The organism is Arthrobacter sp. R3-55 (genome assembly GCF_054161505.1).
In genome coordinates this window covers 4148696-4171516 of record NZ_CP096423.1, presented here as the reverse complement: position 1 = coordinate 4171516, position 22821 = coordinate 4148696, and the positions used below count along the sequence as shown (strand labels likewise).

Sequence of the window (22821 nt, the reverse complement as noted above, 5' to 3'; positions counted from 1 at the left end):
CTGTGAAAATCATTGCCGCTGAAGTCTTTGTGACCAGCCCGTCCCGTAACTTCGTCACTCTGCGCATCACCACGGAGGACGGTGTGACAGGCATCGGTGACGCGACCCTCAACGGCCGTGAACTCGCCGTCGCCGCGTACCTCAAAGAACACGTGGCACAACTGCTGATCGGCAAGGATCCGCACCGGATCGAGGACACCTGGCAGTTCCTGTACCGCAGCTCCTACTGGCGCCGCGGCCCGGTCACCATGGCCGCCATTGCCGCCGTCGACATGGCGTTGTGGGACATCAAGGGCAAGGTGGCCGGGATGCCGGTCTACCAACTCCTGGGCGGCGCTTCCCGGAACGGGCTGCGCGCTTACGGCCACGCGTCCGGCGCCGACATTCCGTCCTTGTTCGACTCCGTGCGGGAGCACCTGGAGCTGGGCTACAAGTCCATCCGCATCCAGACCGCGGTCCCCGGCATCAAGGCTGTCTATGGCGTGGCCGCCCAGGCTCAGGCCTCGGGCGAACGATACGACTACGAGCCCGCAGGCCGCGGCAACTTCCCGCTGGAAGAAGACTGGGACACCCGCGCCTACCTTCGCCACCTGCCCACCGTCTTTGAAGCCGTACGCAACGAATTCGGACCCGAGATCCCGCTGCTGCATGATGGCCACCACCGCATGACGCCCATCCAGGCCGCCAAGCTGGGCAAGGCACTGGAACCGTACGACCTCTTCTGGCTTGAAGACTGCACCCCGGCCGAGAACCAGGAAGGCCTGCGACTGGTCCGCCAGCACACCACCACCCCGCTGGCCATCGGCGAAATCTTCAACACCGTGTTCGACTTCCAGACCCTCATCAAGGAACAGCTGATCGACTACGTCCGTGCAGCCTCCACCCACTTCGGCGGCATCTCACCGCTGAAGAAAGTCATGGACTTCGCCGCCCAGTACCAGATCAAGTCCGGCTTCCACGGCCCCACGGACATCTCCCCCGTGGGCTTCGCCGCCCAGCTGCACGTAGGCCTGGCCATCCACAACTACGGCATCCAGGAATACATGCAGCACTCGGACAAGACCAACGAGGTCTTCGAACAGTCCATGACGTTCAAGGACGGCTACCTGCACCCGGGCGACAACCCCGGCATCGGCGTCGAATTCAACGAAGAAGCAGCCGCAGCCTACCCGTACCAACAGGCCTACCTGCCCTACAACCGCCTCGTGGACGGCACTGTTCATGATTGGTGAGGCTGCCATGACTGGTGAGACTGCTGCCGCTGGAGTTGCGCCCCGTCACCACATCGTGGTGATGGGCGTGGCCGGTTGCGGCAAGAGCACTGTTGGTGCCGCCCTCGCCGAACGCCTCGGCGCTGGATTTCTCGACGGCGATTCGCTGCACCCGCAGGCGAACATCGACAAGATGGCCTCAGGTACTCCGCTCAACGACGACGACCGCGCACCGTGGCTGGCTGAAATCGGCAGGCGGTTCCCGGCGTCGAACTCTGCTCTTGTCATCGCGTGCAGCGCGCTCAAGCGCTCGTACCGGGACATCATCCGCAGCGCCGATCCGTCTGTGGTGTTCGTGCACCTGCACGGCACCCACGAGCTGCTGAACGCGCGCATGACTGCCCGGCCCGGGCACTTCATGCCTGCCTCGTTGCTGGACTCCCAACTGGCTACGCTGGAACCGCTCGAGGATGACGAAGCCGGGATTGTTGTGGACATCGCACAGTCCGTGGAGGAGATCGTGAAGGAAGCGCTCGCAGGTTTGAACGGCTCAGCCCAGGCGCCCGATGGAGCGTTCCTTGTGGATCTCAAAGCGGCTCCATACAACCTTGATGACGCCGCTGTGGAGTGGGTGGAAAGCACCCTTGGCTCCATGACGTTGGAAGAGAAAATCGGCCAGCTGTTCATCAACCACAACAATGACTACTCCCCGGCGTACCTGGACGGCATACTGGAGAACTTCCATGTGGGTGGCATGCGCTACCGCCCCGGCCCCTCAGCGGCAGTGCAGGAACACATCCGTTACGCGCAGTCCAAAACCCGGATTCCGCTGCTGATCGCGTCCAATCCCGAGATGGGTGGTGCAGGGAGCTGCGACGACGGCACGTTCGTATCCACGCATCTTCAGGCAGGTTCGCATCCCGATAAGTCCATTGCGCGGCAGATGGGCCAGGTGGCCGGCGTCGAAACGGCAGCCTTGGGCTGCAACTGGGCCTTCGCGCCGATCGTGGACATCCACTACAACTGGCGGAACACGGTCATCTCCACGCGGGCCTTCGGCAACACTCCGGAGATCGTGGTGGAACGGGCCAAGGAGTACTTCGACGGCATCAGTGAATCCCCCACGGTCTGCGCCATGAAGCACTTTCCCGGTGACGGCATTGATGAGCGCGACCAACATGTGGTGACCTCCTACAACACCCTTGGCTATGACCAATGGAATGCCAGCTACGGGCACGTGTACCGCGAAATGATCGGGCACGGCGTGCAGTCCATCATGGTGGGCCACATCGGCGCTCCTGAGGTCTCCCGGCACTTCCGGCCGGGTTTGACGGATGCTGAGATTCGCCCCGCGACGCTGGCGCCTGAGTTGTTGCAGGATATGCTGCGTGGCGAACTCGGTTTCAACGGGCTGGTCCTCACCGATGCTTCGCTGATGGTGGGCCTCACGCAGGCGATGAAGCGGCGCGACCTGGTGCCTGCGACTATTGCGGCCGGTTGCGATATGTTCCTGTTCTTCCGGAACCCGGAGGAGGACTTCGGCTACATGCTGGATGGCTACAAGTCCGGGATCATCAGTGAGGGACGTTTGCAGGATGCCCTGCGACGGATTCTTGGACTGAAGGCGAGCCTGGGGCTGCATCTGGCTTCCCGGGAATCGTTGGTTCCGGCGCCTGAGGCCTTGGCTGTTATTGGCAGCGAGGCTCACCGGGCTATTGCCGCGGAGATCGCCGACAAGACCGTGACGCTGGTCAAGGACACCGCCAACAACCTGCCGATCACGCCTCAGACCCATCCGCGGATCCGTCTCTACGGCATCTCGGGCGGCGCCGACTTCACCCGTGCGGATCCTCTGGCCTACCTGGACACTGTCCGGGAAGAGCTGGAAGCGGCAGGTTTCCAGGTCAGCGTGTTCAGGACCGCCGATCAGCGCGAAGCCGCGGGGGAGACCGGCGTGAACTTCATGCGGGTTGTGTCCGAGGAAGCCACCGGCGATTATGCGGAGCGTTACGATGCCGCGTTCATCTTCGCCAACGTGAAGGGTTTTGCGCAGGAGGCTGCCATTCGGATCAAGTGGTCCTCACCCATGGCTGCCGAGATCCCTTGGTACGCCACGGAGGTTCCCACGGTGTTCGTCTCCTTGAACCAGCCGAACCACTTGATTGACGTGCCCATGGTCAAGACCGCCATTCACGCGCACGCAGCAACGCGGGAGGCCATCCGGGCAACCATCCGGAAGATTCAGGGCGAATCAGAGTTCCAGGGAACGTTCAACCAGAACGTGTTCTGCGATTCGTTCGACACCCGCCTCTGATGTGAGGCGTTGGCCCGGTACCGCTTACAAGCGGTGCCGGGCTTTTCTTCTTTCCTGCATCCGGGCCTCCGGGCCTCCGCGCTTCCGGGCTGGAGCGCCAATTGTGAACGCTAACAACGTTTCAAGTCAATAGCCTCAAGGGTGCTGGAAGTCTGCAACCATTTCGTGATCCACGGCACTTGACCAACGGTAATGTTAGCGTTCACAATGGCATTCGCAATACCTTTTCAATGGCTTGTGCCGCCCCCAGCACGCAGGCCACATCCAGCTTTACCGTGCCGGACGCGCAGATGCTCCGGCTGCATCAGAGTTCGCGGCAATGCTGCCGCGGAAGGAGAGCATCGTGAGATTGAAGAAACTCCTGGGCGCCGTTGCGGTTGTCCTGACCCTAACGGTGGGAGCAACAGGCTGCGGCACCCGCGGTGGCACTGCTGAATCCACCAGCAGCGCCAATCCCAGCGATTCCCTGGTGGGCATTTCGATGCCCACCCAGACGTCCGAACGCTGGATCGCAGATGGCGCCAACGTTGAGAAGTCGCTGAAGGACCTGGGGTACAAGACCGACCTCCAGTTCGCCAACGATGACATTCCCACGCAGGTTTCCCAGATTGAGAACATGCTGACCAAGGGCGCAAAGGCCCTGATCATCGCGGCGATTGACGGCACCACCCTGACCGATGTCCTGGCCAAGGCCAAGGAGCAGAACGTCAAGGTCATCGCTTATGACCGACTCATCAACGGAACGCCGAACGTGGATTACTACACCACGTTCGATAACTACACCGTGGGTGTCCAGCAGGCCACCTCGCTGCTGACCGGCCTGGGCCTTGTTGATGCCAGCGGCAAGAAGGTTGAAGGCAAGGGCCCGTTCAACGTTGAATTGTTCGCCGGTAGCCCGGATGACAACAACGCCAACTTCTTCTGGACCGGCGCCATGGACACCCTCAAGCCGTACCTGGATGCAGGGACCCTGAAGGTACCCAGCGGCCAGACCAAGTTTGAGCAGGCAGCCATTCTTCGCTGGCAGGCACCCGTAGCCCAGAAGCGCATGGAAGACATCCTCACCTCGGCCTACAGCTCAGGCACCAAGCTGGACGGCGTCCTGTCCCCGTACGACGGACTGTCCATCGGCATCATCTCCGCCCTGACCAGCACCGGCGGCTACTCCACCGGAAGCCTTCCCGTGGTCACCGGCCAGGACGCCGAAAAGGGCTCCGTGAAGTCCATCATCGCCGGCGAGCAGTACTCCACCATCTTCAAGGACACCCGCCAGCTCGGCGCGCAGGCCGTCAAGATGGTAGACGCCGTCCTCAAGGGCACCGAGCCGGAAACCAATGACACCAAGACCTACAACAACAAGGTCAAGGTTGTCCCGGCGTTCCTCCTGAAGTCCGTCATCATCACCAAGGACAACTTCCAGAAGGAACTCATCGACTCCGGCTACTACACCGAAGCCGACGTCAAGTAATTACCCTTCCCGGCCTGTGGCCCCGCCGTCTTGTGCTGAATGTGCAGCGCGGCGGGGCCACAGCCTCCCTTAGAGCCTGTCGAGTCCTCGGCCCGGCCAAGTTCCAACCAGTCAGCGGGAATTGACGATGAACGTACCCATTCTTCAAATGCGAGGAATCACTAAGACCTTCCCCGGGGTAAAAGCCCTGCAGGACGTCACCCTGGACGTCAACCGAGGTGAGGTTCACGCCATTTGTGGTGAGAACGGCGCCGGGAAGTCCACCTTGATGAAGGTGCTGTCCGGCGTTTACGCCCACAACACTTTCGACGGCGACATCCTCTTCGAGAACGAGCCCTGCGAGTTTTCGAGCATCACGGACAGCGAAAAGCGCGGCATCGTGATCATCCACCAGGAACTGGCACTGAGCCCGTACCTGTCCATCGCCGAGAACATCTACCTCGGCAATGAACTGGCCAAGAACGGCTGGGTGGACTGGCGGAAAACCAACCTGGAAGCTGCCAAACTGCTGGCCCGCGTGGGCCTCAGTGAAAACCCGGTCACCCCCATCCAGCACATCAGCGTGGGCAAGCAGCAGCTGGTGGAGATCGCCAAGGCATTGTCCAAGGAAGTGAAGCTCCTGATCCTCGATGAGCCCACTGCGGCGCTCAACGATGAAGACTCGGACCACTTGCTGGACCTCATCCTGCACCTCAAAGGCCAGGGCGTCACCAGCATCATCATCAGCCACAAACTCAACGAGATCCGCAAAGTGGCCGACGCCGTCACCATCATCCGCGATGGCAAGTCCATTGAGACCCTGCGGCTGGACCAAGGCCAGATCACCCAGGAACGCATCATCCGCGGAATGGTGGGGCGGGACCTGGAAAGCCTCTATCCGGACCGGACGCCGAACATCGGCGAGGAAGTCCTCCGCATCGAGGACTGGACCGTCCAGCACCCCCAGGACCATTCCCGCATGGTGGTCAACAACGCCAGCCTCAACGTCCGCAAGGGTGAAGTGGTTGGCCTGGCCGGGCTGATGGGGGCCGGCCGGACCGAGCTCGCCATGAGCGTCTTCGGCCGGACGTACGGGCGGGCGGTTTCCGGGAAGGTCTACAAATACGGCCAGGAAATCAACACCTCAACAGTCTCCGACGCGATCGAACACGGCATTGCCTACGCCACCGAGGACCGGAAGCACTACGGCCTGAACCTGATCGAAGACATCAAACGGAACATCTCCATGGCCGCACTGAACAAGCTGGCCAAACGGGGCTGGGTGGACGGCAACAAAGAAACCACCGTAGCCAACCACTACCGCAAGAGCATGAACATCAAAGCGCCGTCCGTTGCTGCCATCACCGGCAAGCTCTCCGGTGGAAACCAGCAAAAAGTGGTGCTGAGCAAATGGATGTTCTCGGACCCTGACGTCCTCATCCTGGACGAGCCCACCCGTGGAATCGACGTCGGCGCCAAGTTCGAGATCTACACGATCATTGCCGAGCTCGCAGCTGCGGGGAAAGCAGTCATTGTGATCTCCTCAGAGCTTCCGGAGCTCCTGGGCATCTGCGACAGGATCTACACCCTGTCAGCGGGCCACATCACCGGCGAAGTTCCCATAGCCGAAGCCACCCAGGAAACCCTCATGCACTACATGACCAAAGAGAAGGAATAGCGAACATGTCCGCCCTACGAGAATCCCTTGGCTTCCTCACAAGCCGCCTCCGCCAGGTTGGCATCTTCGTCGCCCTGATCCTGATCGTCATCCTCTTCCAGGTCCTGACCGATGGCATCCTGCTGCAGCCGCAGAACGTCACCAACCTCGTGGTCCAGAACAGCTACATCCTGATCCTCGCCATCGGCATGGTGATGGTCATCATCGCCGGCCACATTGACCTTTCCGTCGGCTCCATTGCCGGCTTCATCGGCGCCGTAGCAGGCGTGATGATCGTCCATTGGGGATGGGCGTGGTGGCTCGCCATCCCCGCCTGCCTCCTGGTGGGTGCTTTGGTGGGAGCGTGGCAAGGTTACTGGATTGCCTACGTGGGCATCCCGGCCTTCATCGTCACCCTTGCCGGCATGTTGATCTTCCGCGGCTTGACCCTCATTACCCTCAAGAACCAGCAGATCACCCCGTTCCCGAACGAGCTCCGTGCCTTGGGCGGCGGCTTCCTCCCGGACATTTCCGGAGGTACCTCCGTGCTGGAGTGGCTGACGGTCATCCTCGGCGTTGGCGGCACTGCAGCCATCCTTTTCCAGGCATTGAAAGAACGCCGGGTACGCCGCAAGTTCAACCTCGAGAATGAGCCGATGGCCTGGTTCGCCGTCAAGAACGGCTTCATCGCTGTACTGATGCTCATCATCACCTTCCTCCTGGCCAGCTACCGTGGCACCCCGATTGTCCTGATCGTCCTGGCTGTCCTGGTGATCGTCTACTCGGCGCTGATGAACAACAGCATCTTTGGCCGCCACACCTATGCGATCGGTGGCAACCTCCACGCAGCCGAGCTCTCCGGCATCAAGACCAAAAAGGTCACCTTCCGACTGTTCGTCAACATGGGTGTCCTCGCTGCCCTGGCCGGGCTGGTCTTCACGGCCCGCCTGAACTCGGCCCAGCCCGCTGGTGGTACCGGCTTCGAACTCGACTCCATTGCAGCTGCCTTCATCGGTGGCGCCGCGGTCCAGGGCGGCATCGGAACAGTTGCCGGTGCCATGATCGGCGGCCTGATCATGGGCGTCCTGAACAACGGCATGTCCATCCTTGGCCTGGGTACGGACTACCAGCAGCTCATCAAGGGGCTGGTGCTCTTGCTCGCCGTCGGGTTCGACATCTTCAACAAGAACCGGACCGGTGCCGGTGGCGGATCCTCCATGGGTCGGCGCTTCAAATGGAAGACCACGCCTCCGGCCACCGAGTCGGCCCCTGCCCCCACGGCTGCGCCCGTGGGCGTGGACGCTAAGTAGGAATGCATGGCACGCGGCGAACATCCGCCTCCAGCGGGGTCCCGGGCATTGTCCGGGGCCCCGCCGGCCCGGCCTCCCGTCATGGGCGACGTCGCGAAGATGGCCGGAGTGTCGCACCAAACTGTTTCCCGCGTCCTGAACAACCATCCAAATGTCAGCGGAAAAACCAGGGAACGGGTGGAATCGGCCATCGCCCACCTTGGCTACAGACGAAACACCGCAGCCCGCAGCCTGGTGACCCGGCGTTCGCGGACCATCGGCGTCCTCGCCTGTGAAACGGGCCAGTTCGGTCCGGCAAACACGCTTCTGGGCGTCGAACAGGCAGGCCGGGAAGCGGGGTACTTCGTCAGCATCGCCAATCTCCGGGAAGTAACCGGTCACAGCATCAACGATGCCGTTGCGCATTTCCGCAACCAGTCAGTGGACGGCATCGTCATCCTGGTACCGCACCCTGATGTCCTGGCCGTCTTGGGCGATGTTTCGGTACCCGTGCCGATCGTTGCAGTGGGTGCGGGCGCCGGAAACCAACTGACGGGCGCTTCCCTTGATCAACGAATGGGAGCCCGCCTGGCCGTTGAACACCTGATCGGACTGGGGCACCGCAGGATTGCGCACATTTCCGGCCCGCCGCACTGGATTGATGCCGCGGAGCGCATCAAGGGCTGGCAGGAAGCACTGCGCGCGGCCGGTCTGGATGCCGAAGTCCTCCTGGAAGGTGGCTGGGATGCCGCTTCCGGGTATCGCGCCGGACTCGATCTCCTGCAGCACAGCGCCATCACCGCCGTCTTCGTCGCCAACGACCAAATGGCCGTGGGCGTCCTCCGGGCCGTCCAGGAAGCAGGACGTCACGTGCCCGGCGACATCAGCGTGGTGGGATACGACGATCAGCCGGAAGCGGAGTTCTTCATGCCGCCGCTGACCACCATCAAGCAGGATTTCGAAGAACTGGGACGCCGCTGCATGGAAGCGGTGCTGCAGCAATTGGACGGAGACGGAGGGAACGGGGAACAGATGGTCAACCCGCGCCTGGTGATCCGCTCCACCACGGCCGCCCCTGCCCTTGACGAGGCTCCGTTCCCACTAAACTAGGAGCCATGACTTCCTCGCCTGACACTGCAGCTGCCCGCGCCCGCCTTCTTGAACTCATCAAAGAGCTGGCGGTGGTCCGCGGCAAGGTGATCCTCTCCAGCGGCAAGGAAGCGGACTACTACATTGACCTCCGCCGCATCACCTTGCACCACGAGGCTTCCAAACTGGTGGGTCAGGTCATGTTGGCAATGATCGACGACGCCGGCGTTTCAGTTGAGTGCGCCGGCGGACTCACCATGGGTGCCGACCCCGTCGGAACCGCGGTGATGCACGCTGCCGCCGACGCCGGACGTGCCGTGGACGCCTTCGTGGTCCGCAAAGCCCAGAAGTCCTACGGCATGGGCCGCCAGGTGGAAGGCCCCTCTGTTGAGGGCCGCAACGTCGTGGTGCTCGAGGACACGTCCACCACCGGCGGATCCGCACTGACCGCCGTCGAAGGTGTCCGTAAGGCTGGCGGCAATGTAGTGGCCGTTGCCGTGATCGTTGACCGCAACACCGGCGCCAAAGAAAAGATCGAAGCCGAAACCGGCGTTCCGTACCTCTTCGCATTCGGCAAGGACGAGCTGGGCCTCGACTAAGGAGTTTGTGTACAGCACTTGACCTTAAAGGCGCATCTTAAGGGCATCAGCTGTACACAAACTACGGGGCTGTGAGGCACCGCCTTCCGGAGCCTATGCTTGCTGCGTGGACGTTCAAGTAGGGAAGTTCCCGGCACCGGCGGAGGTGGACGAAAACCCTCCCGTGCCGGCTTTTCCTGAACCGGAAAAGGCAGAGGATCCGGGCGCATGGGCCTGGGTCCTCCCTTACGCTGCCCGCCTCAAGAAGACCTCGCGCCGCAACTTCCTCATCGCCGCCGGAGCCTCCGCCGCCCTGGCCGGGGACATGCTCTTTACCCGCCGCGTCCAAGCCGAGCGGCGTGCCACCAAAATCCTCCGGGTGCCCGATCCGTACTCGGACCTGTACTTCCCCAAAGCCAGCTGGATCCTGTTTCCGGGGTATAAAACCAGCTGGGAAGAAGCGCAGTGGATCCTCAACTCGCTGCGTCCTGCCCTGCACCAGCGTGGACGCCTTGCCGCCGTCGGGTATTCCAACCTGGGACTGGACGTTGACGAGATCGTCCGCGAAATCATCCTGCACGTCCGGGAGCTTGAACTGGAGAAGCTCTACTTCTACGGCCATAGTTTCGGCGGTATGCTCGCCACCCAGGTGGCCGCCCGCCTGCTGGAACTTCATGGCGTGGAAACGCAGCTGATCGTCTTGGATTCGAGCCCGTTCAGCCGCGCCGATGTCCTGGACCAGAGCTGGTTCGACGGCGTGGTGTTCCTCTACGAGAATGGCTTCCGCATCCCGTCCGTCCTGCGCGGTGGCTATGAGCTGGGGGAGCGCGTGGCGCACAAGGACGAGCGCACGTGGCGGCAAATCCTTGACCAAAGCCTGGAGCAGCTTTCTCCGATCGCCCCTTCAAGCGTGCTCATCCAGACGGAGTCGGCCTACATCTACCACTTTGACGGGCTCCGCCTGGCCGGAAAAATCGGGGGTGCCAAGATGGCCTTCATGGGCAACGCCAAGGACGGCACCGTGGATTACGAGTCCGCGCGTGCCGGCTGGAGCAAGGTGTTCGGAGCCAACATGGTCCTGCCGACGCTCAGCACCGAAGGTGCCCGGCCTGCGCATGCGAGCCCCCAGTGGAACGGCAGCGTGTACCGGCCCTTGCTGGAACGCATCCAAAATGAGCTCCAGCCGCTCCCACCCGAGCCCGAAGAACCGTCGTACCAAGAACCCAACGGAAAAATCATCCGCCCGGCATAGGTGCGGACCTGGGTTGCCGCGGTGTGAGGGTCAGCGCAGCGATTGAACCTCGACGGCGGTGAGGCCCGCCTCGCGCAGGAAGCCCCGCGCGTCACCGAACTCCTTGGCGAAAGCTGCCAGGAAGTGCCGCATGGCAGCTTCAGGGCTCTGCAGGACCATCAGTTCCGGGCTGAAATAGGCCGCAGGAGTGGAGGGGACATGCAAGCGCCACGTTTCTGCCATCACCTCCAACATGGTGGGAAGGCTGAGGGTGGTGGCTGTGTAATCCTCCACCACTTGGTCATCGGTCCCGCCCGCTGCCAGGAGGGCGAGCGCGGATACCACTCCTGTGCGGTCCTTGCCCAGGGAGCAATGAACCAGCGTGCGCTTGCCGTGGGCAGCGGGACGGAGCGCATCAGCAACCCACTCCGGCCGCAACCGGATCCACCCGAGGTACAGCTCTCCCAGATCCTGGGGCGTCTCCACCGCTTGGAGGGCACCGGCGATTGCATTCGGGTCCAGCGGATTGTGGATGAGTTCGACGGCGGCGTGCCCGTCGTCGTCGTTTTTGTCGCCCTGAACCAGCCAGGGCACCAAGGAGCGCTCCAGGTCACTGCGAAGATCCATGATGGTTTGGATGCCGTGCTCCGCGAGGAAATCCGAGGTCGCAACGGCATCCAAACCGAACGGCTGGCTCCCCCTGAGAATCCGGCCACCGGCCAGAGGACGCAGATTGAACACAGCCATGGTTGGTCCTTTTAGATTTGGCTCTTGAGATCGGCCACCGAGTTCAGAATCTGGTTAGGCCGGAACGGGAAGGAGACGATTTCTTCACGCTGCGTGATGCCGCTGAGCACCAGGACCGTGTGCAGGCCCGCTTCCATGCCCGCCACGATGTCCGTGTCCATACGGTCGCCGATCATGGCAGTGGTCTCCGAATGAGCGTCGATCTGGTTCATGGCGGAACGGAACATCATGGGGTTCGGCTTGCCCACAATGTACGGCTCGCGGCCCGTGGCCTTGGTGATCATGGCCGCTATGGCTCCGGTGGCGGGCATGGGGCCGTCCTTGGAAGGACCTGTGGCATCGGGGTTGGTCGCGATGAACCGGGCACCGGCCAGGATGTGGCGGACGGCCATGGTGATCGCCTCGAAGGAGTAGGTGCGGGTCTCGCCCAGCACCACGAAATCGGGATCAGTATCGGTGAGGATGAAGCCGGCCTCGTGCAAGGCCGTTGTGAGCCCGGCTTCGCCGATGGTGTAGGCGCGGTTGCCCGAATCCGAGGACTGCACTTGGTCCTTGAGGAACTGGGCCGTGGCGAGCGCGGACGTCCAGATATTCTCTTCCGGAACCTCCAGTCCTGACGCACGGAGGCGGGCTGCGAGGTCGCGGGGAGTGAAGATGGAGTTGTTGGTCAGGACCAGGAACCGCTTGGACGTATCCACCCAGCGCTGAATGAGTTCAGCCGCGCCGGGGATCGCCTGGTTCTCATGGACCAGGACGCCGTCCATGTCCGTGAGCCAGCACTCGATTTCGTGGCCGTTCCGATAAACCGATGTGGACGTGGTTTCTTCTGCCATATTTGCCTCCGGCTGGGATTGTTCATGCACTTCCACCAGTCTTCCATCAATCCGCGGTCCGGACATCCCGGGATCCTGCTTATGTGGGTAGTTCTGCCCATGTGGAAAACCGCTGTGACTTGCCCCCGGCGGCTCAGGCTCGACTACGCTTGTGGCGGCGCAGGCGTGCCACCGCCGTGGGTCGGGGGATCGACACAGTGGTTTTTATGCGGCGCCTACGCTTCAGCAGGTCCCCTCTTCCGGTTTATCCATCGGGTGTCCCAGAAACATCCCGGTGACCCACTGCATTCGAAAGGGCCTGTCATGAGCAATAACAACGGAGCGCCTCAGCCTCCCTTCAACCCCGACGGCGTACCGCAACCCCGCTACGGCACCGGCCAAGGCCAGTACGGGCAGGGTCAATACCAGCCCAATGGCGGCCAGACCGAGGCCTTCCCCACCCAGCAGCCGCCGACGCAGGCTTACCCCACCCAGCAGCCGCCGACTCAGGCTTACCCCACGCAGCAGCAAGCGAACCAGCAGGGCAACCCCGACGGCGAATACGCCGAAACCGTGCACCGCTACCCCCAGCCGCAGCAGGACCAGCCGGGCTTCCCTCCGCCCGGAGCCGGCTACCCGGGCCAGCCCGGCGGACCCGGCCAGCCTGGCTACCCGGGTCAGCCCGGCGGACCCGGCCAGAACCCGGGCGACCACAACAAGAAGTCCTTGTTCCTCATCCTGGGTGGTGTCGCCGTCGTCGTGATTATTGCCCTGGTGGTGGCTTTCACGTGGTTGATCCCCGCCATGACCAAGCCCACCGCAGTGGAGTCTCCCGCGCCGTCTGTGACGTCCTCGGACGAAGCGTCGGAGGCGGCGGCCGAGCCGTCCGCTGAACCGTCCGCCGAGCCTTCGGGTGATTCTTCGGCGCCCTCCGGGATGCCTGCAGGGGCCATCCGGTTGCCGGCAGTGTGGGAACAACTCGCCGGTCCCGCCAACGTTCCTGCCGATGGCGATCCCCTCTTCAACAAGTGGGTTACGGGCGAGTCGTCCTTCCAGTACCTGGCCGAGTGGACCCACGACGAGTCGTTCGGCATTACCAAGGACCCCACCACGGGTGAAGAGATCCAGAAGAAGGCCCAGGGCACGGTGGAGACCGACGGCGATGGCATCGCGCTCGCCTATGCCTTCTTCGCGGAGTCCGAGGAAGGCAAGTTCGGCAAGGATCCGGCCGAGATCAAGAAGGCCATCCAGGACATCGAAGCCCGCTACAAGGGCATGTCGGCCACCGAGCTGCCGCAGAACCTGGTGGGCCACAAGTGCGCTTCGGACTTCAAGACCTCAATGCCGGAAATCCGTGAGTTCCGCCGTGGCGCCGCCGTGGTCATCGGTTTCACCTGCACCAACGCCCGTGGCGAAGCGATCCAGGCCGTCAACCTGTTCTCCGTAACTCCCTGGGGAACACCGCAGATGCTCGGCGTCAGCGGCCACAAGGAATACTGGGACGCGCACCCGGGGCTCTTTGAGCAGTTGGCTAACTCGTACCGCATCAACAAGTGGAAGATGGGCTAGTCCAGGAGGGTTCCTGCGGCAGGGCTAAAGTTGAGGGGTGACTGACCTTCCCCCCACTACAGCCCTGCCCACCCCTGCCCTGTCCTCTGCCGACACCACAGGGGACGGCGAGGCGGAAGCGAAACCCGAGGTCGGCGTCGGGCCCTGGGAAGGTGAGTGGCCCGTTGGTGACCACTGGGACCCTGACCTGTTGAGGGACGGTGACCGCCGCAACGTGGTGGACCAGTACAGGTACTGGAAGCATGAGGCGATCGTTGCGGACCTTGATTCCAAACGGCACGATTTCCACATCGCCATTGAAAACTGGCAGCACGACCTCAACATCGGCACGGTGGTCCGGACCGCCAACGCGTTCCTCGCCAAGGAGGTCCACATCATTGGTCGACGCCGGTGGAACCGTCGCGGGGCCATGGTCACCGACCGCTACCAGCACGTCCGCCACCACCCCACGGTCGAGGACTTCGTGCAGTGGGCCGAGGGGGAGGGGCTTGCCGTGATCGGCATCGATATCTTCCCCGATTCCGTGCCGTTGGAGACGTACGACCTCCCGAAGAACTGCGTGCTGGTGTTCGGGCAGGAAGGGCCTGGCCTGACACCCGAGGTGCACGATGCCGCCGTCGCCACGCTTTCCATCGAGCAGTTCGGCTCCACCCGGTCCATGAATGCTGCTTCCGCGGCCGCCATCGCCATGCACGCCTGGGTCCGCCGCCACGTGTTCCAACAGCCCGTGAGCTAGACGAGCTGTCAGTATCACCCCGGGCAGCTGCCGTTCTATTGGTCTTTGAGAGTCGCTTTTCCGTCGACGATGTGGATCTCTCCTGAGGCTCTGGGTATTACAATCTCAACCTTCGGCTCCCATTGCGGGGCGTCGTCACGGCCGCTGTTCACTTCGTAGCTCACCGAAGCCGCGCCCGATTGCGCCGACTGAATGATCCAACTGTCCTCGCCGCGAAGGAGAGTGAAGGTGGGCTCCTTCTCGATGGTCCATTTCACGTTGCGGGTAGGTCGGTATTCGGAGATCGCAAACCCGGAACAGCCACGACGCGTCGCTTCGGCGGTACTAGCCGGAGCGGAGGCAGTGCATTCAGTCCGTTTGTTCTCAAGAAGTGTCCGGGTCTCGTCCAGGAGCAGCTGGGTGGGTAACACTTTCAATCTTTCGGGGTTCTTGGAAATCGCCCGGTCAATGCTGATCAAGGCCTTCTGCTCTTCTGCCGTTGTGTACTTGTCTCCGGAAATGCCGAGGGTGTACTCGCCGGGGAAGGCCGGCATCAGCAGGGAATCACTGGCAGCGGTTCCGGAGTCAGGAGCGGCAACAACCACGCCGTTCACGGTGAACGACCCCACGGGACGGCTGGAACTGATCCGGATTTTCTGGAAGTTTTTGGGCCCAACCTTCCACTCGCCTTCACGTGACTTGGTCATCCTCAGAATGATTTCCTGCTTGCGGCCGTTCTGGGTGACTTCGGCAGTGACGAACTCCGACCTTGCCTCCAGGATCCGGTAACCGTCAATGTGCTGCTTTGCATTTTTATACACGTTGTTTTGGAGGAGAGCCCGTTCATTCTCCGGGACGCCGGGGTCCGATACGCTGAGGGCTTTCTCACTGTCACCATCGATCAGGGCCTGGAAGTATGTTTTTGCTGTGCCGCTCATGCCCCGGTCCGGTGAGAACAGCGGTAAAACCAGGAGAACCAGAGCAACGATGGCTGCCGTGAGGAAGACCGCCGCGCCCGCTGCAATGGCAATAATCATCTTCCGCTTCCGCCCGGGGTGCGCTTCCGGGAAAGTACCGCCCTGGTGCGGCAGGGGTGGCGTTGGGCGGGGCTGATGGTTTGCGCTCGGGGGGATCTCCATTCCGGCAGTATATCCACCGTCTCGATGAATCAGGGTAGCTGGCGGAGTGCCAACTCGGCGGAAGTGTTAAGAGCCCCCAGTGACCCGAAACACGGCGTCCCGGCGGATATCGCTAGGATGGGTGCTAGCCGTAAGCGGTCTACTCCAGGGTTACCCACCCACAGACGAATTCAGCATAGGAGTCACCATGCCCATTGCAACCCCAGAGATTTACTCCGAGATGATTGACCGCGCAAAGGCTGGCGGATTCGCTTTCCCCGCGGTCAACGTGACGTCGTCGCAGACTCTGAACGCTGCGATCCGCGGTTTCGCCGAGGCCGAATCCGATGGCATCATCCAGGTTTCCACCGGTGGCGCAGCCTACTGGTCCGGCGCTTCGATCAAGGACATGGTTGCCGGTTCCCTCGGCTTCGCAGCGTTCGCCCGCGAAGTTGCCAAGAACTACAACGTCAACATCGCCCTCCACACGGACCACTGCCCGCAGGACAAGCTGGCGGACTTCGTCCTGCCGCTGCTCGCCGCTTCCGAGGAAGCCGTCAAGGCCGGCAACGACCCCATCTTCAACTCGCACATGTGGGACGGCTCGCACGAGACCCTTCCCGAGAACCTGCGCATCGGCCGCGAGCTGCTGGAACGTGCAGCTGCTGCGAAGATCATCCTCGAAGTTGAAATCGGCACCGTTGGTGGCGAAGAAGACGGCGTAGAGAACGAAATCAACGAGAAGCTCTACACCACCACCGAGGACGCCCTCGCCACGATCGAGGCACTCGGCGCCGGCGAACACGGCCGCTACCTCACCGCGCTGACCTTCGGCAACGTGCACGGCGTCTACAAGCCGGGCAACGTCAAGCTCCGCCCGGAACTGCTCAAGCAGATCCAGTCCGAGGTTGGCGCCAAGATCGGCAAGGAAAACCCGTTCGACCTCGTGTTCCACGGCGGTTCAGGCTCCACCGAGCAGGAAATCGCTGACGCCGTTTCCTACGGTGTCATCAAGATGAACATCGACACCGACACCCAGTACGCCTTCACCCGCCCGGTTGCCGGCCACATGTTCTCCAACTACGACGGCGTCCTGAAGGTCGACGGCGAAATGGGCAACAAGAAGACCTACGACCCCCGCGTCTGGGGTGCTTCGGCCGAAGCCGGCATGGCCGCGCGCATCGTCGAAGCCGCACAGCAGCTCGGTTCGGTGGGCAAGACCTTCTAATGTCTGACGAATTCCGCAAGAACCTGATGGGGCCGGAGCCCACGCTCCTGCCCGCTGAAACCGAGATCTACCAGCACCTGGCGCTCGGCAACGAAGCGCTGGACCTGGTGGCCAAAAACCCTACGTCGTCCCTGCTGTGGGCCATCCTCGCTGAGGAAGCCTGGGCCGAAGGCCGGACCATCGAGTCCTACGCCTACGCCCGCGTCGGCTACCACCGCGGACTGGACTCCCTGCGCCGCAACGGTTGGCGCGGAGTGGGACCCATCCCGTGGGAGCACGAGCCCAACCAGGGCTTCCTGCGTGCTCTCTACGCTTTGGGCCGGGCAGCGTCGGCTATCGGCGAGGCTGAAGAGCCGGAGCGGATCGAGAAGTTCCTGAACGACTCGGACCCCAAGGCCAAGGCAGCGCTCGAAGCCCGCTAAAGCGGACTCAACAAAGCACACGACGACGGCGATCCTCACCGAAAGGCTAGGGTCGCCGTCGTCGTTAAGCGCGTTTGTTGAACAGCGCTCAGTCCGTGACAGCGGAGTGCCGCGGCCGCCCCAGCGGAACCACCAGCGGCGTGTGCGTCACGGGGTCGTCAATAATCCGGCAGGCCATGCCGAACACTTCCTCCACCAAGGACTCGGTGATCACGGAAGCGGGAGCGCCCTCGGCCACCACCACGCCGTCCTTCATGGCGATGATGTGGTCCGCGTAGCGGCTGGCATGGTTGAGGTCGTGGAGCACGGCAACCAGGGTGTGGCCCTTGTCCAGGTTGAGCTCGCGGAAGAGTTCCAACAGTTCAATCTGGTGGGCTATGTCAAGGAACGTGGTGGGTTCGTCCAGGAGCATCAGCGGTGTTTGCTGGGCGAGGACCATGGCCACCCACACTCGCTGCCGCTGCCCGCCGGAGAGTTCGTCCACCAAACGGCCGGACAAGGATGCGACGCCGGTGGCCTCCATGGCTTCCACGACGGCGATCTCGTCAGCCTCGGACCACTGCCGCAACAGCTTCTGGTGCGGGTACCGCCCGCGGGCCACGAGGTCCGCAGCGGTGATGCCGTCGGGGGCTATGGACGACTGCGGCAACAGCCCGAGGCGCCGGGCAAGCTCTTTGGCCGGCAAGGTGGTCACGGACTTGCCGTCCAGCAGCACCTGACCGCTGCGGGGCTTGATGAGCCGGGCGAGGGCGCGCAGCAGTGTTGATTTGCCGCACGCATTGGGCCCGACAATCACCGTGAACTGCCCTTCGGGGATCCGCACGTTGAGGTTCTCGGAAATGACGCGTTGCTCGTAGCCGATGGTGAGTGCTTCGGCGTGGAGCTGTGGCGCGGCAGTAGTGAGGCTCATGATTTCCTTGCTTCCCTGGCCAGCAGCCAGACGAGGTAGATACCGCCGATGCACACCGTCACAACGCCCACGGGCAGCTGGATCGGGGCGAACAGGCGCTGGGCGGCGAGGTCACTGGCCACCAGGAGGAAGGCGCCCATCACAGCCGAGGGAACCAGCGTGATGCCGGCGCTTCGAGTCAGGCGACGGGCAAGCTGGGGTGCCGCGAGGGCAACGAAGGCGATGGGCCCGGCCACGGCGGTGACCGCTGCCGTCAGTGCGACACCCAGGATGAGCAGCAGCAAACGGGTGGGTTCCGCCCGGACGCCCAACGCGCGTGCGGCGTCGTCGCCCATTTCCAGCAACTGCATGCGGCGCCCGACTACCAGCGTGCCCAAGGCAACTACAACAACCACGACGACGGCGGGCGCCGCCTGCTCCCAGGTGATGCCGTTGAGGGACCCGGCTCCCCAGACAGCTGCTGCCAGGGCGGCCTCCAGCTCGGCCTGCAGTATCAGCCAGTGGTTGAAGGCGGCCAGCATGGCGCTGATACCGATGCCCACAATAATGAGCCGGAAACCTTGGGAGCCGCGGCGGTAGGCGAGCAAGTAGACGGCCAACGCGGTGAGGATTCCGCCAACCAAGGCCCCTGCAGCGATGCCTAAATATCCGCCGCCGATGGTCAGCATCACGATCAAGGCACCCGTGTAGGCGCCGGTGTTGAAGCCGATGATGTCCGGGCTGCCCAGCGGATTGCGGGTCATGGATTGGAAGATTCCGCCGCTCATCCCCAAGGCCGCACCGAACACCAGCGCTGCAAGGACGCGCGGGAGCCGCCACTCCATGACGATGGTTTGGGCAAGACCCGGCGCGTCGCCGGCGAAGGCCTGGAGTACCTGCTGCACAGGAACGTCGTAATCGCCGGTTGCCAGGCTGGCCACGGCCACGGCTAGCGCGGCAAGGATCAACGGGATGCACACCAGGATGCTGCGGATGTCGAAACGGAGGCTCAGCCAACGGTTTCGGAGCAGTACCGTGGGTCGGCCAAAATCAAGGCGTGTCCTGGGGTTCAGGTCCGTCATAGCCCGCTCACTTTCCGGCGCCGTGCCAGGGCGATCAGCACCGGAGCGCCAATGAAGGCTGTCACCACGCCCACTTGGAGTTCTCCGGGAGCGGCGATCCGGCCCACAACGTCCGAGACCACCAGCAGGATGGGGGAGAGCACCACGGTGGTGGCCAAAATCCACCGCTGGTCCGGGCCGACGATCCAGCGGGCTACGTGCGGAATCATGAGGCCCACGAAACCGATGGCACCTGCACCGGCTGTTGCTGCTCCGCTGAGGAGGGTGATGGCCACGACCCCCAGGATGCGGGTGCGGTTGACGTTGGCGCCGAGGGAGGTAGCAAGGTCGTCACCCAGCGCCATGGCGTTGAGCCCGCTCACGCAGAACAGGGCGATCACCAGTCCCAGGCCCATGAACGGCGCCACAGTCATGACTGCGTCCATGCTTCGGGTGTCCAACGAGCCGATGCTCCAGGAGCGCAAGTGGTCAAAAGCCTTAGGGTTCAGGAGCGTCAGCCCTGAGCCAATTCCCGTGAGGACAGCGCCCAACGCAACACCGGCGAGTGTCAGCCGGATGGGATTCACCACGTTCCGGCCGGAGGTGCCGATCAGGTAGACCGCTGCGGTGGTCAGGATGGCCCCGGCAAAGGCGAACCAGATGTAACCGCTGAGGGAGCCGATCCCGAAAACTCCGATCGCCACCACAATGGCAAACGAGGCACCGGCGTTGACGCCCAGAATCCCCGGATCAGCCAAGGGATTGCGCGTGATCGCCTGGATGAGCGCACCGGCCACGCCCAGCGAAACTCCGACGGCGATGCCCATCAGGGTGCGCGGCAGCCGGTTTTGCAGGATGATCGCGTGATCCGCAGTGTCCTGCGGATTGGTGAATGCTTCCAGCACCGTTGAGGCCGGGATGAATTTGGCTCCCACGCCGAGGCTCAGAATCACTGCGCCGAGAAGGACTGCCGCCGCAAGGACCAGGAAGAGGACCCGCCACCGGGACTTGTTGACGACGCCGGATCCGACGGCCGCGCTGACAGCCGGGCGGGCAGGGGCGGCTACTTGGGACATGACGCCGTCGATGGGGACACAGCAGGGACCATTTCGAAGAGGGGCAGTAATAAGACGGCCCATTGTCCGTGACCGTCATCACAACGTCACGAATGTGTGCCTTAATTAGGTTAGCCTTACCCAGTGAAAAATGACGATTTTGAAGTGCAGCCGCGTAAGGCTTCCCGCGTACGCAAACTTGCCATGAAGGTGGCCTGTGCCGCCGTAGTGGCGGGTCTCCTCGCGGGCTGCGGTGCCGGTGGCGGCTCCGGCTCAAGCGCCGGCAACGCTGATGTTGCTACGGGCGGTTCCAAGTTCACCACCGCGGACCAGGAAACGGCCAAGCTGGGCACGGACGCTGCCCCGGGCGTTTTCCCGCGCACCCTGAAGCATGCCAATGGCGAAACCACCCTGGAGAAGAAGCCCACCCGCGTGGTGGTCCTGGACACCGGCGAGTTGGACGATGTGGTGACCCTTGGCATCACGCCGGTGGGCATGGCCACTACCGAAGGAGCCAACCCTGTCCCCACGTACCTGGCGGACAAGGTCAAGGACGTGGCCTCGGTGGGGACCATCCAGGATCTCAACCTCGAAGCAATTGCTGCGCTGAAGCCGGACCTCATCCTGGGCAGCCAGCTCCGGGCCGACAAGCTTTACAAGCAACTGTCCACCATTGCCCCCACGGTGTTCAGCATCCGTCCCGGCTTCCCGTGGAAGGAGAACTTCCTCCTGGTGGGCAAGTCCTTGGGCGAGGAAGACAAAGCCGTAAAGGCGCTCAACGACTACCAGACCGAAGCCGATGCCCTCAAGGCAGAGGTCAAGGGCGATCCCAAGATCTCACTGGTCCGCTTCCTCCCGGGCAAGATCCGGCTGTACGCAAACAAGTCGCTGATCGGCGTCATCTTGAAGGACGCCGGTCTTGCCCGTCCGGAGAACCAGAATATCGATGAACTCGCTGCCGAGATTTCGGCCGAGAACATCGAGCAGGCCGACGCCGACTGGATCTTCTACAGCAGCTACGGCGACCCCTCGGCAACGGGCGAGACGTCCGTGGTTGAAGGCGCAGTGTGGCCCAAGCTCGGCGCAGTCAAGGCCGGCAAGGCAAAGGCCATCAGCGATGACGTCTGGTTCCTGGGCCTCGGCCCGACAGGCGCACAGCTGATCCTGAAGGACCTCCGCAGCATGCTGGTCGGCTAACGCCGCCACCTCAGTAAGCCCCAACAACAGCACCCCAACGACGACGGCGGCCCTCACCGGAAAGGTGAGGGCCGCCGTCGTCGTGCGTTGTGAGGCCTGATCTACGCGCCTACCCGGAGGTTTGGGGCGCAAAGCGGGCCACGCAACGAAGGGTGCGTTGCGTTGTGAGGCCCGGTCTACGCGCTTACCCGGAGGTTTGGGGCGCAAAGCGGGCCACGCAACGAAGGGTACGTGTGTTGTGAGGCCCGGTCTACGCGCTTACCCGGAGGTTTGGGGCGCAAAGCGGGCCACGCAACGAAAGGTGCCGGCGTTGTGAGGCCCGGTCTACGCGCTTACCCGGAGGTTTGGGGCGCAAAGCGGGCCACGCAACGAAAGGAACTACGCCTTGCGGGGAATACCCGTGCGTGCCATGGCTTCGGCGTAGGCGCCGTGGATGGCATCCAGGTATTCCTGCTGGCGTGCCGGGGTGCCGGCGAAGGAACGGCCACCGAGCGAGCGGACCTTGAAGGTCTTGAAGCCGCGGCGGGCAATGCTGGCCGGTGCAGCCTTCATGAGCTGATCGGCCAGGCGGTGTGCCTCGTTGCCGTGTGCCACCAGGGCAGAGGTGCGCGGCAGGAGCTGCAGGAGGCGCAGAAGCGGCTTGAGGCCTTCGGTGATGTTGGCCGGCGTCAGCTTGCCAGGTTCCTCGGCGGGTTCAATCCACGGGTACGCGTTCCACGGCATCATGAGCTCGGGACGGAGGCCCAGCTGCCACTGCATGCCGAGCATGCGGGTGGCGGCTTCTTCGTCGCCCGGGGTGATGAAACCTTCGCCGGTGGTGGTGCGCTGGTTGGAGAAAAGGCTGACGATGCGGCAGTCATCCATGCTGTGGGCGGGGTCGATGTAGAGGACCTCGCTGCCCGGCTTCTGCTCCTTGATGGAGTCGCACAGCTCGTTGACCTCGGCGATGTGCGGTTCGTAGCGGCGGTTCCAGAGGATTTCTTCGGGTGATTCAGTCGCCAGTTCTTGCATCAGGGGTTAGGTCTCCTAGGTGTTACAGCGCACCGTTCCAAGGGGCCGCGGGCATGCCGCAGCCGAACCTCAAAGGGTGCTGTTGGGGGCTAACTAACCTTACCGGACTATGGGGGTTAACGGGTCCTGCTCCGGCGCGCCCTTTAAATGCGACGCGGCGTGTTGCCCCGAAACGTGTCCA

General features: G+C 63.0%; 20 protein-coding genes. 13 read left to right on the top strand and 7 right to left on the bottom strand.

Features of this window, described 5'->3' with window-relative positions; translation table 11 throughout:
* The first annotated feature begins 2 nt into the window (after positions 1 to 2).
* From manD to M1D51_RS18985, 8 genes are all read left to right on the top strand, one after another.
* Positions 3 to 1232: a D-mannonate dehydratase ManD gene (gene manD / locus M1D51_RS19020; RefSeq protein ID WP_172323734.1), complete on the top strand. Its 1230-nt coding sequence runs from the start codon at positions 3 to 5 to the stop codon at positions 1230 to 1232.
* A 7-nt stretch (positions 1233 to 1239) separates the two neighbouring features.
* Positions 1240 to 3525: a gluconokinase, GntK/IdnK-type gene (locus tag M1D51_RS19015; RefSeq protein ID WP_458107603.1), complete on the top strand. Its 2286-nt coding sequence runs from the start codon at positions 1240 to 1242 to the stop codon at positions 3523 to 3525.
* A 343-nt stretch (positions 3526 to 3868) separates the two neighbouring features.
* The gene (chvE, locus tag M1D51_RS19010; protein WP_458107602.1) at positions 3869 to 4993 is read left to right on the top strand and encodes a multiple monosaccharide ABC transporter substrate-binding protein; all 1125 of its coding nucleotides are present in this window, start codon (positions 3869 to 3871) and stop codon (positions 4991 to 4993) included.
* Positions 4994 to 5120: 127 nt separating this feature from the next.
* Positions 5121 to 6650 carry a multiple monosaccharide ABC transporter ATP-binding protein gene (gene mmsA, locus M1D51_RS19005; RefSeq protein WP_172323737.1) on the top strand — a complete coding sequence of 510 codons (1530 nt, stop codon included), beginning with the start codon at positions 5121 to 5123 and terminating at the stop codon, positions 6648 to 6650.
* A 5-nt stretch (positions 6651 to 6655) separates the two neighbouring features.
* On the top strand, positions 6656 to 7939 hold the full coding sequence (gene mmsB / locus M1D51_RS19000) for a multiple monosaccharide ABC transporter permease (protein ID WP_458107601.1): 1284 nt from the start codon (positions 6656 to 6658) through the stop codon (positions 7937 to 7939).
* 81 nt (positions 7940 to 8020) lie between these two features.
* On the top strand, positions 8021 to 9028 hold the full coding sequence (locus M1D51_RS18995) for a LacI family DNA-binding transcriptional regulator (RefSeq protein WP_458109619.1): 1008 nt from the start codon (positions 8021 to 8023) through the stop codon (positions 9026 to 9028).
* Between the two features lie 5 nt (positions 9029 to 9033).
* Complete coding sequence (gene pyrE / locus M1D51_RS18990) at positions 9034 to 9606, top strand: orotate phosphoribosyltransferase (protein ID WP_144652726.1); 573 nt, start codon at positions 9034 to 9036, stop codon at positions 9604 to 9606.
* A 106-nt stretch (positions 9607 to 9712) separates the two neighbouring features.
* Positions 9713 to 10837 (top strand): thioesterase domain-containing protein, encoded by a 1125-nt coding sequence (locus tag M1D51_RS18985; protein ID WP_458107600.1) that lies wholly within the window; start codon positions 9713 to 9715, stop codon positions 10835 to 10837.
* 30 nt (positions 10838 to 10867) lie between these two features.
* On the opposite strand, the gene M1D51_RS18980 is transcribed toward M1D51_RS18985, so the two are convergent.
* Positions 10868 to 11563, bottom strand: a complete 696-nt coding sequence (locus tag M1D51_RS18980) for a tyrosine-protein phosphatase (protein WP_458107599.1) — start codon at positions 11561 to 11563, stop codon at positions 10868 to 10870.
* Between the two features lie 11 nt (positions 11564 to 11574).
* Complete coding sequence (locus M1D51_RS18975; RefSeq protein WP_035761154.1) at positions 11575 to 12396, bottom strand: HAD-IIA family hydrolase; 822 nt, start codon at positions 12394 to 12396, stop codon at positions 11575 to 11577.
* A gap of 303 nt (positions 12397 to 12699) precedes the next feature.
* On the opposite strand from M1D51_RS18975, the gene M1D51_RS18970 reads away from it, so the two are divergent.
* On the top strand, positions 12700 to 13944 hold the full coding sequence (locus M1D51_RS18970; RefSeq protein WP_458107598.1) for a hypothetical protein: 1245 nt from the start codon (positions 12700 to 12702) through the stop codon (positions 13942 to 13944).
* Positions 13945 to 13981: 37 nt separating this feature from the next.
* Entirely contained in the window at positions 13982 to 14680 is a 699-nt protein-coding gene (locus M1D51_RS18965) for a TrmH family RNA methyltransferase (RefSeq protein ID WP_026548127.1), read from the top strand.
* Positions 14681 to 14715: 35 nt separating this feature from the next.
* On the opposite strand, the gene M1D51_RS18960 is transcribed toward M1D51_RS18965, so the two are convergent.
* Positions 14716 to 15798 carry a hypothetical protein gene (locus M1D51_RS18960; RefSeq protein WP_172324280.1) on the bottom strand — a complete coding sequence of 361 codons (1083 nt, stop codon included), beginning with the start codon at positions 15796 to 15798 and terminating at the stop codon, positions 14716 to 14718.
* 187 nt (positions 15799 to 15985) lie between these two features.
* On the opposite strand from M1D51_RS18960, the gene fbaA reads away from it, so the two are divergent.
* Complete coding sequence (fbaA, locus tag M1D51_RS18955) at positions 15986 to 17005, top strand: class II fructose-bisphosphate aldolase (protein WP_026542313.1); 1020 nt, start codon at positions 15986 to 15988, stop codon at positions 17003 to 17005.
* Entirely contained in the window at positions 17005 to 17427 is a 423-nt protein-coding gene (locus M1D51_RS18950) for a DUF3151 domain-containing protein (RefSeq protein ID WP_011773312.1), read from the top strand. The genes fbaA and M1D51_RS18950 overlap by 1 nt, the downstream gene beginning before the upstream one ends.
* An 88-nt stretch (positions 17428 to 17515) precedes the next feature.
* Here the strand turns inward: M1D51_RS18950 and M1D51_RS18945 are convergent, their stop codons facing one another.
* From M1D51_RS18945 to M1D51_RS18935, 3 genes are read right to left on the bottom strand one after another with little or no spacing between them, the layout of a single operon-like run.
* Entirely contained in the window at positions 17516 to 18337 is an 822-nt protein-coding gene (locus M1D51_RS18945) for an ABC transporter ATP-binding protein (protein WP_458107597.1), read from the bottom strand.
* Positions 18334 to 19398, bottom strand: coding sequence for an iron-enterobactin ABC transporter permease (fepG, locus tag M1D51_RS18940; RefSeq protein ID WP_458107596.1), 1065 nt, complete (start codon positions 19396 to 19398; stop codon positions 18334 to 18336). The genes M1D51_RS18945 and fepG overlap by 4 nt, the downstream gene beginning before the upstream one ends.
* Entirely contained in the window at positions 19395 to 20453 is a 1059-nt protein-coding gene (locus tag M1D51_RS18935; RefSeq protein WP_458107595.1) for an iron chelate uptake ABC transporter family permease subunit, read from the bottom strand. Before M1D51_RS18935 ends, fepG begins: the two co-directional genes overlap by 4 nt.
* Before the next feature lie 123 nt (positions 20454 to 20576).
* On the opposite strand from M1D51_RS18935, the gene M1D51_RS18930 reads away from it, so the two are divergent.
* Complete coding sequence (locus M1D51_RS18930; protein ID WP_458107594.1) at positions 20577 to 21629, top strand: ABC transporter substrate-binding protein; 1053 nt, start codon at positions 20577 to 20579, stop codon at positions 21627 to 21629.
* 378 nt (positions 21630 to 22007) lie between these two features.
* Here the strand turns inward: M1D51_RS18930 and M1D51_RS18925 are convergent, their stop codons facing one another.
* Entirely contained in the window at positions 22008 to 22640 is a 633-nt protein-coding gene (locus tag M1D51_RS18925; RefSeq protein WP_458107593.1) for a uracil-DNA glycosylase, read from the bottom strand.
* Positions 22641 to 22821: the final 181 nt, after the last annotated feature.

Excerpts from the sequence above, each read along its gene's own strand:
- mmsA (WP_172323737.1), top strand. The coding sequence starts at position 5,121 with ATGAACGTACCCATTCTTCAAATGCGAGGAATCACTAAGACCTTCCCC.
- M1D51_RS18945 (WP_458107597.1), bottom strand. The coding sequence starts at position 18,337 with ATGAGCCTCACTACTGCCGCGCCACAGCTCCACGCCGAAGCACTCACC.
- M1D51_RS18970 (WP_458107598.1), top strand. The coding sequence starts at position 12,700 with ATGAGCAATAACAACGGAGCGCCTCAGCCTCCCTTCAACCCCGACGGC.
- M1D51_RS18935 (WP_458107595.1), bottom strand. The coding sequence starts at position 20,453 with ATGTCCCAAGTAGCCGCCCCTGCCCGCCCGGCTGTCAGCGCGGCCGTC.
- M1D51_RS18995 (WP_458109619.1), top strand. The coding sequence starts at position 8,021 with ATGGGCGACGTCGCGAAGATGGCCGGAGTGTCGCACCAAACTGTTTCC.
- M1D51_RS18950 (WP_011773312.1), top strand. The coding sequence starts at position 17,005 with ATGTCTGACGAATTCCGCAAGAACCTGATGGGGCCGGAGCCCACGCTC.
- M1D51_RS18925 (WP_458107593.1), bottom strand. The coding sequence starts at position 22,640 with ATGCAAGAACTGGCGACTGAATCACCCGAAGAAATCCTCTGGAACCGC.
- fepG (WP_458107596.1), bottom strand. The coding sequence starts at position 19,398 with ATGACGGACCTGAACCCCAGGACACGCCTTGATTTTGGCCGACCCACG.
- pyrE (WP_144652726.1), top strand. The coding sequence starts at position 9,034 with ATGACTTCCTCGCCTGACACTGCAGCTGCCCGCGCCCGCCTTCTTGAA.
- M1D51_RS18960 (WP_172324280.1), bottom strand. The coding sequence starts at position 15,798 with ATGGAGATCCCCCCGAGCGCAAACCATCAGCCCCGCCCAACGCCACCC.
- fbaA (WP_026542313.1), top strand. The coding sequence starts at position 15,986 with ATGCCCATTGCAACCCCAGAGATTTACTCCGAGATGATTGACCGCGCA.
- mmsB (WP_458107601.1), top strand. The coding sequence starts at position 6,656 with ATGTCCGCCCTACGAGAATCCCTTGGCTTCCTCACAAGCCGCCTCCGC.
- M1D51_RS19015 (WP_458107603.1), top strand. The coding sequence starts at position 1,240 with ATGACTGGTGAGACTGCTGCCGCTGGAGTTGCGCCCCGTCACCACATC.
- M1D51_RS18980 (WP_458107599.1), bottom strand. The coding sequence starts at position 11,563 with ATGGCTGTGTTCAATCTGCGTCCTCTGGCCGGTGGCCGGATTCTCAGG.
- M1D51_RS18975 (WP_035761154.1), bottom strand. The coding sequence starts at position 12,396 with ATGGCAGAAGAAACCACGTCCACATCGGTTTATCGGAACGGCCACGAA.